The 6627-nt window shown below is 28.3% G+C and carries 5 protein-coding genes and 1 CRISPR repeat array; of the genes, 1 reads left to right on the forward strand and 4 read right to left on the reverse strand.

Annotated features, from left to right (window positions below; all coding sequences use genetic code 11):
* The first annotated feature begins 110 nt into the window (after positions 1–110).
* Positions 111–2090 (forward strand): BREX-1 system adenine-specific DNA-methyltransferase PglX, encoded by a 1980-nt coding sequence (gene pglX / locus Q4Q16_RS09075; protein WP_303347413.1) that lies wholly within the window; start codon positions 111–113, stop codon positions 2088–2090.
* Here pglX and Q4Q16_RS09080 read toward each other — a convergent pair.
* The 4 genes from Q4Q16_RS09080 to Q4Q16_RS09095 all read right to left on the reverse strand — a co-directional run bounded on the left by Q4Q16_RS09080 (position 2087) and on the right by Q4Q16_RS09095 (position 5484).
* Complete coding sequence (locus Q4Q16_RS09080) at positions 2087–3124, reverse strand: integrase (protein WP_303347409.1); 1038 nt, start codon at positions 3122–3124, stop codon at positions 2087–2089. The two genes, pglX and Q4Q16_RS09080, sit on opposite strands and share 4 nt — an antisense overlap.
* 181 nt (positions 3125–3305) lie before the next feature.
* Positions 3306–4334 carry a type I restriction enzyme HsdR N-terminal domain-containing protein gene (locus tag Q4Q16_RS09085; protein WP_303347410.1) on the reverse strand — a complete coding sequence of 343 codons (1029 nt, stop codon included), beginning with the start codon at positions 4332–4334 and terminating at the stop codon, positions 3306–3308.
* 34 nt (positions 4335–4368) lie between these two features.
* The gene (locus Q4Q16_RS09090; protein ID WP_303347411.1) at positions 4369–5064 is read right to left on the reverse strand and encodes a hypothetical protein; all 696 of its coding nucleotides are present in this window, start codon (positions 5062–5064) and stop codon (positions 4369–4371) included.
* Positions 5065–5169: 105 nt separating this feature from the next.
* Positions 5170–5484, reverse strand: a complete 315-nt coding sequence (locus Q4Q16_RS09095) for a DUF4234 domain-containing protein (RefSeq protein ID WP_303347412.1) — start codon at positions 5482–5484, stop codon at positions 5170–5172.
* Between the two features lie 106 nt (positions 5485–5590).
* Positions 5591–6602: a CRISPR direct-repeat array (repeat unit 29 nt; unit sequence ATTTCCATACTATTAAGTCTATTTTAAAG).
* Positions 6603–6627 lie beyond the last annotated feature (25 nt).

Genomic DNA, 6627 nt, shown 5'->3' on the forward strand with positions numbered 1-6627 from the left:
TACCGCAAATGTCTTTAAAATAGTTTTATCCATAATTTCACCAGTTTTCAAGTTGTAACACTTTATATACAATTATGTTTCTGTAAAAAATCATTTTTATAATTATCTCTATTTATAGAAACTTTGATTTTTGTAATGAATATGGGTATAATGCATTAATGACACCATTTGTATGGATGTTTATTAAAAACTATGAGAATTTAAGGAACTTTATCATTAACACTAAATCAATTTCATCATTGATTCAATTAGAATACTCAGCATTTTCAGAAGCTACTGTACCAATATGTACTTTTGTATTATCTAATTTTGATGAAAATTATATTGGCACATACCTAAAATTATCTGAATTTGCTGGAGGAATGGAAATTCAAAAAGAAAAGGTTCTAGATGCAACAACAGTGCATACTAATTATAAATTTTATTCAGATACAAAAAAATACAACACTATACCATTATACCCTATTGCATACTGGGCGGATGAAACAGTAGTTACTCCTTTTAATAAAGGCCATTTACTAGAAGAAGAAACTTCAATTAAAGTCGGTTTACAAACAGGAGATGTTAATAGATTTATTCGCTTTTGGTTTGAAGTAAATTTTAATAATATTGAATTTAATTGTAAAAGTTGCGAAGAAACTAGATATATTAATAAAAAATGGTTCCCCCACAACAAAGGAGGAAATTATCGAAAATGGTATGGAAATAATTATCATGTAGTGAATTGGGAGAATAATGGTTTTGAAATAAAGAATAATCGGAATAAAAATGGAAAATTAAAATCAAGACCTCAAAATTCTGATTTTTATTTTAAAAAAGGATTAACATATTCATCATTATCCTCTGGAAAAATATCATTTAGGTATAATAGTGAGGGATTTATATTTGATACTAAAGGATCAAAATGTTTCATTAATAATGAAAAGGATTTTGAATACATTTTTGCATTTTTAAATAATGATATTACTATGATTTTCCTATCCTTTTTAGCTCCAACTCTAGATTTTAATGTTGGGTCATTAAAAAAATTACCAATACTATTTGATAACACATATAATGAAGAAATTTATAACTTAGTTCATGAAAATATTAAGATTACTAAAGAAGAATGGGACGATTATGAAATAAGTTGGGATTTTAAAACCCATCCATTATTAAAATTTAAAGAAAAATCTATAGAACGTTCCTTTAACAATCGAAAGCAACATAATTTAAATATGTTTGAAAGTTTAAAACATAACGAAGAAAGATTAAATGAAATTTTTTCTATAATCTATTCAATTAATTTTGATACAAATATTAAAGATAAATATGTGTCAATTAAAAAAGTAAATGATGAAAATGATGTTAAATCTTTTATTTCATATGCAATTGGATGTATGTTTGGCCGTTATTCTTTAGACAAAGAAGGATTACAATTTACAGGGGGAAATTTCAACAAAAATAATTATCAGATATTCGAGGCTGATAATGATAATATTATTCCAGTATTAGATTCAGAATATTTTGAAGATGATATTGTGGGACAATTTGTTGAATTTGTAAAAACCTGCTTTGGAGAAGAAACCTTAGAAGAAAACTTAGATTTTATAGCTAATTCATTATCTAAAAATAAAAAACCATCAAGAGAAATCATTAGATATTATCTCTTAAACGAATTCTACGAAAACCATATTAAAATATATCAAAATTGCCCTATATACTGGCAATTCTCAAGCGGTAAACAAAACGGTTTCAATTGCCTGGTTTACATGCACAGGTACGAACCATCTTTAGTAGCTAGAATCAGAACAGATTACTTACACAAAACTCAAAAAGCAATAGAACAGAGAATAGCTAACACTGACAATATCATTAACAACTCTACATCAAAACAAGAGGTTGCTAATGCAACTAAGGAAAAAGCCAAGCTTCAAAAGCAATTAAAAGAAACTCAAGAATACGATGAAGTTCTAGCACATATTGCAAATCAGAATATTGAAATTGACTTGGACGACGGAGTCAAAGTTAACTATGCAAAATTCCAGAATATTGAAATTAAAAAAGAAGGTTCCAAAACTAAAAAGGCAAACCTTCTTAAAAAGATTTAAATAATGTTGTATTCTTTTCCAGATAAAAAGACATTAATTATTATATTAAATTCTTGTTTTTTTATCTCTGGACCTTTATTTTCATAAATCATCACATTTTTCATTGCGGATTTGTAGATTTCCTTTAGTTTTTTAGGATTGGTTTTAATATAAGTTTCATGAACTTCATTTTTGCTACGTCCCTGTAAACTATCAATATACTCAGCAGAAAGGCCAATATTTGATGCATGAAACTTACGCAGCGTATGTGATCTAAAGAAACGGTATTTTCCTTTAAATCCCCAGTCCATTTTATCATTGATTTCTTGAAAACGAGTTAATAATAACGATGAGGTGAAATCAAATAAGTGATCTTCTAATTTTAAGTTCTCACGTGTTTTTAAATATTTAACAATTGCTGAGCTGGCTTCTGGAGAGCAAAACGTATAATAGTATTTATCGGTCTTAATTCTTTTCAAATAAAAAGTCGGAACAACATTTGTTTTCTTATCAAGAGTTTCTAGGATAAATTCAATTGATCCTCCATGATGATATTCCTGTGTGCCTTGTATAAAATGCTCAACCGTTAATGATAATGTTTCTGCTTTTGCAGTTCCTGAACTGGACATGAAAAGTATCACTGCTTTTATGTCAATTGGTGAAATAAGTAACGCTTCACGTATATGTTCACGTGTGGGCAAGTCCAAATAATTTGTCTCATAAATCCTATCATATTTAGTTTGAGGTAAATGAGGCAGTTCAAACTCAAAGTGCAAGTAAAACGTTTTTACTTTTGAGAAATATGTTTTTGAAGTATTGGGAGATAATTTACTATTTAGCAAATTAGTTCTAAAGTCAATTAATCTCTTTTTTATTTTTCTATCCTTAAGAGGGATTCTTTCATTTTCCTCAAATCGTGCTTCAGCGAATAAATCTTCAATTATCTCACCGTTAAAATCTTCATATAATTTTAAAGCTGAATCATAACCTTTACGGGTACTTGATTTGATATTTCTATCTCTGCAAAATTTTTGAAATAATCTATTAGAATTCATAGGATTACTTTAATTATTATTTAAAAGAAATTTTAGTAAAATAAAATACAAATTAATAGGAGATGGTGTATATTTTGTGGTTTTTTCCAATATTATTTTATTAATATTATAAACAGTGCTTAAAAGCGAATTTCTAAAATTCATAAAAATAAAAAAAGAGTTCATTTCATGATTTCAAGAATTATTTAAGTTTAAATATTTTTTTATAAGCACTAACAGTATCTAACAATTTATCTTTATAATTATAGATATCATTTATATTATTAATTGGCATTATTTCGCCAATTCTAGAGCCATACTTATCCTTATCCATAGAATCAAAAAACGCAATAGCCAAATTATCTAAATCATTAAAATACAACCTACATATTGTATAATTTTTATTGTCATCAAAGAAAATTGCACAATAACTTTTTCTATCTTTCATTGTAATTTTATCTGGATTTATAATCTCACTTACAATTGCTCTTACAATGTAAAATCCTTGAATTTCCTCTTCAGTTGTAATAATTTCAGATGAACCTAATTCATAATCATTTTCAAAAACGTCTTTCAATTCGTCTTTGATTATTTTATGGAAATATTTCATCTGTTTTTTATCTAAATTTCCGGAATATATTTTTTTAGCAAACACTCTTATTAATTCATCACTAGGATACCTTATTTCATTTAATAAAATATTATGGATTTCATGCCTGTATTTTAACTCTTCAACATGTTCTAAAATTTTTTCTTGTGAAAACCTAGATTTTGTAAATAATTTTAAAGATTCAATTTTTTCATCAGTTAATTTTCTCAAATCAACTTCTAAAAATGGGTTTTGATCCATTCTTCCAGGATTTTTAGAGTCAGTGAAAAACTGATAAACAATTCCATTAGTTAAAACAACAAATTTAACATCACTTACACTGAAATACCTATATAACTGACTTAAATGATTGGAATTGAGTTTAGTGTTAGCAGATTTGCATTCAATTAATATTTTAACTTCATTATCAATAAAAACCGCCAAATCTATTTTTTCTCTTTTTCGAACCCCCGTATCTGCAACATATTCTGCTTTCAGTTCATGAGGATTTTCAACATCATATTCTAAAATTTTTAAAAAAGGCAAAACTAAAGAAATTTTAGTTGTCTCTTCAGTTGAGATTCCTCTCTTTTTATTAGTTATATTTTTAGAAAAATCCAGAATCTGATTTTCAAATGTCATCATTACTCATTTTGTCATTACTTAGTATAATTATTTATTCAAAATCTGGCGGGTCATACTCTCCGTAGTCATCCTCTTCATATCCCCCGCCATCATAGTCGTAATCGTCATGGTCTTCCAGGCCATCAAAATCATAGTCATGATCATTTTCATAATAATCATATGAATCCATACCGAATAATGGATAGACCATATCATCAGTATTATTTTTATCATCAGCAGGAGGAGCGGAAGGCTGCAGCAGAGAGGATTTTGAAATATTGCTTACACCATATTTAATGCTTTTATACATGTGCAGTGCAATGTTCTTGTCTTTTGCCATGATTAATATGTTGTCATGGGTTGTATCATTTCCGGTTACAATAACAAAACAGTCCAGTTCCTTATTTTCATAAAACACGACACCGTCTTCCATTGTTGAAATGTTTGTGCTTTTCATTTTTTCAAACATGGCAGCAACGCTTATTCCGCCTGCAAGGGACAGTTCTTCTTGACTGTTCCAGCTGATTTCCTGAACGTCGTGTTCCGCATCCAGGTAGTATTTGATTCCAAGATCATCATTGAAAAATTTGGAATTGTCAGAAAACGGAACTTCCATTGTTGTTGCATTGCTTATAGCTATCGTTTGATATTGAATCTGAAAATTATACGCTGTAAAAGCTATTCCCGCTGCTAAAATTATTATTATTGCTATTAAAATCCCTATTATGATTTTTTTGTTTTTCTCCATCCACATCATCACTTGTTAGTTTTACCTCACATCAATAGTATCTGTTATTTTATCCTGCAGTTATGCCGTCAGAAGTCTTTAAAACTTCATCCGGCACTTGAGCGTTTATTCTGCAGTTCCTTTCAATTGCTTGGTTCTTTGTAAAATTGCATATTCCATTCTGTTGTTGAATTCGTTTTCATCTTTGTAACTTTTATACATTATATACAATGCATAAATTCCCAATGTGATTACACTAAGAATCCAGATAATGATCATCTTTCCAACTTTGCCGTTTAAACCGTAAAAGAGGCCTGCTACAAAAATACTTGACCACCAATATTTCTTCTCATTGGTTGTTCTTAGGTAGTTCAATTCGTCTATGTCCTGTGCATTTGCAATTTCTTGTTCGAGCATGTTCAACTCATCATCAAAAATCATATAAATGTTCTCCATATTTTAATTATGATAACTGTTTGTTTAAAATATTATTTAAAAGTTTTTAAAATAATGCAATCCAACTGTTCCTTGATTAGCTCAAAATTCTATTATTCCCATACTAAGTCTATTTTTAAGCAGATATCGCATGGCATACCTGCTCAGACAGTTCGTTGATTTCCATACTATTAAGTCTATTTTAAAGTTCATGTGTTCGGATGACTTGCAGTCTGGCTCAAACAATTTCCATACTATTAAGTCTATTTTAAAGAAAAGACATATGTTTAATAGTAGATGAAATCCAAATTATTTCCATACTATTAAGTCTATTTTAAAGGATTGTGTTGATGTCTACGCATCCGGATAGTTTGTAATTTCCATACTATTAAGTCTATTTTAAAGGAAATACTTCAAGTTTCGCATATGTAATATACTTCTATTTCCATACTATTAAGTCTATTTTAAAGTATATGTTAAGTCTACTGATTCGATGCCCCCTGTTTGATTTCCATACTATTAAGTCTATTTTAAAGAATTAACTGAGATTTACCAATTCCGGGGTCCCCGATATTTCCATACTATTAAGTCTATTTTAAAGACATATATATGAAAGAAGGCGATTTTCAAAAAGAGTATTTCCATACTATTAAGTCTATTTTAAAGTGAATTAAACCATTATCATATTCAACACCATTACTAAATTTCCATACTATTAAGTCTATTTTAAAGCAACTCATCATCATTTTTTACAACTTCGCCATTAAGATTTCCATACTATTAAGTCTATTTTAAAGAGTATTTTTGTAGTATAATACTCCTCCAATGTAGTAATTTCCATACTATTAAGTCTATTTTAAAGAATGGTGCGGAAGACTATTCACACCAAACACAACCCAATTTCCATACTATTAAGTCTATTTTAAAGTCATGGGATACTGCAACATAACGGATGGGTGCAAGATTTCCATACTATTAAGTCTATTTTAAAGAGTTAAATTAAACACATCCCGAACCGTTTCAAGATTATTTCCATACTATTAAGTCTATTTTAAAGAATAAAACCCCCCCCCACATATTATTATTTTTTAATCTATTTCCATACTATTAAGTCTATTTTAAAGATACAAACAAACAATTAATAATATT

Source organism: Methanobrevibacter sp., from assembly GCF_030539875.1.
Lineage (GTDB): Archaea > Methanobacteriota > Methanobacteria > Methanobacteriales > Methanobacteriaceae > Methanocatella.